Origin of the sequence: Thioalkalivibrio thiocyanoxidans ARh2 (genome assembly GCF_000385215.1) — a bacterium.
GTDB lineage: Bacteria > Pseudomonadota > Gammaproteobacteria > Ectothiorhodospirales > Ectothiorhodospiraceae > Thioalkalivibrio > Thioalkalivibrio thiocyanoxidans.
Genome location: NZ_ARQK01000004.1, coordinates 1 through 1960 on the forward strand (window position 1 = coordinate 1; position 1960 = coordinate 1960).

Genomic DNA, 1960 nt, shown 5'->3' on the forward strand with positions numbered 1-1960 from the left:
CCCTGTAGGAGCGCAGCCCCCTGCGCGATGGGGTGCTGGTGATACCCCAATCGGCCAGAGGGCTGGCCTCCTACAGAAGGCGAAACGACAACGGATGATGGAATGGAATTGATTACGCCGTATGGCGGCACGCTCTGCGAGCGGTATGTGGACGAGGCGACTGCGCGCGAATTGAATGAAGCGGCGCGGGATATGCCCTCCTGGGATCTGACCCTGCGCCAGCAGTGCGATGCGGAGCTGCTGCTGAATGGCGGCTTCTCCCCGCTGACGGGCTTCATGGGCCCGGCGGACTATGACGGCGTGCTCGAGAACATGCGCCTGGCCGATGGCACGCTGTGGCCTATGCCGATCACGCTGGACGTGACCGAAGCCTTCGCCGCGCAGGTGGAGGAGGGCAGCCGCATCGCCCTGCGCGATGCCGAGGGCATGCTCATCGCGGTGATGGACGTGGAGCATCGCTGGACGCCCGATCGCACTCGCGAGGCGGAACAGGTGTTCGGCACCACCGATACCGCCCACCCGGGCGTCAACGAGCTGCTGCATCGCACAGGCCCAGTCTATCTGGGCGGCACGCTGCATGGCCTCGAGGCCCCGGTCCACCACGACTTTCGTAACTACCGCTACAGCCCGAGAGAGCTACGCGAATACTTCCAGAAGCTTGGCTGGAACCGCGTGGTCGCCTTCCAGACGCGCAACCCGATGCACCGCGCCCAGGTGGAGCTCACCCGCCGCGCCGTGCGCCAGACGGAGGCCAACCTGCTGATCCACCCGGTCGTGGGCGTGACTGCCCCGGGCGATGTGGACCATTACGCCCGCGTGCGCTGCTACGAGCATGTGCTGCGTCAGGCCCCGGAGCAGACCACCCAGCTGAGCCTTTTGCCGCTGGCGATGCGCATGGCCGGCCCGCGCGAGGCCCTGTGGCACGCGATCATCCGTCGCAACTACGGCTGCACGCACATGATCGTCGGCCGCGACCATGCCAGCCCCGATGCAGGCCCGGACGAGCAGGCCTTCTACGGCCCCTATGAGGCACAGGAACTGATCCAGCGCCATGCCGAAGAGATCGGCATCGAAATGGTCCCGTTCCAGGCCATGACCTACGTGCAGGATCGGGCAGATTTCGTACCGGCCGACGAGGTGCGCGAGGGCGAACACACCCTCAGCCTCCCCAGTTCGGAATTTCGCCGCCGCCTGCGCGAAGGTCTGGAGATCCCGGAATGGTTCTCCTACCCGGAGGTAGTGCAGGAGCTTCGCCGCAGCTTCCCGCCGCGCGACCGCCAGGGCTTCACCGTTTTCTTCACCGGCCTGTCCGGTTCAGGCAAGTCCACCATGGCCAACGCCCTGCGGGTCAAGCTGATGGAGCTGGGTGGGCGCGCCGTCACGCTGCTGGATGGCGATATCGTGCGCAAGGAGCTCTCCAGCGAGCTCGGCTTCTCCAGGGAGCACCGCGACATCAACGTCCAGCGCATCGGCTATGTGGCCAGCGAGATTACCAAGAACGGCGGCTGCGCCATCTGCGCCCCCATCGCGCCGTACACCGACATGCGCCGCCGCGTGCGCGAACGCATCGAGCGGGTAGGGGGCTTTATCGAGGTCCACGTCGCTACGCCGCTGGAAACCTGCGAGGCCCGCGACCGCAAGGGCCTCTACGCCAAGGCCCGCGCCGGCATCATCAAGGAATTCACCGGCATCGACGACCCCTACCAGGAGCCGCAAAACCCCGAGCTGCGCCTCGACACCCGCGAGATGACCCCGGACGAAGCCGCCCACCGCATCCTGCTCAAACTCGAAGCCATGGGCTTCATCCGCAACCCATGACCCCCCGCCCCCGTAGGAGCCCAGCCCCCTGGGCGATCGCCCTCACCAGGCGCCCGAACCCCCGGGCAAGCAACACCCCAACGCCGCCCGCAACACCCCCCACTGTAGGAGGCCAGCCCCTGGCCGATCGGACCCATCCAAC

Annotated in this window: 1 protein-coding gene; it reads left to right on the top strand. The window is 66.9% G+C overall.

Annotated elements, in window-relative coordinates:
- The first annotated feature begins 102 nt into the window (after positions 1-102).
- Positions 103-1818: a bifunctional sulfate adenylyltransferase/adenylylsulfate kinase gene (locus G372_RS0100040; RefSeq protein WP_019624431.1), complete on the top strand. Its 1716-nt coding sequence runs from the start codon at positions 103-105 to the stop codon at positions 1816-1818.
- Positions 1819-1960: the final 142 nt, after the last annotated feature.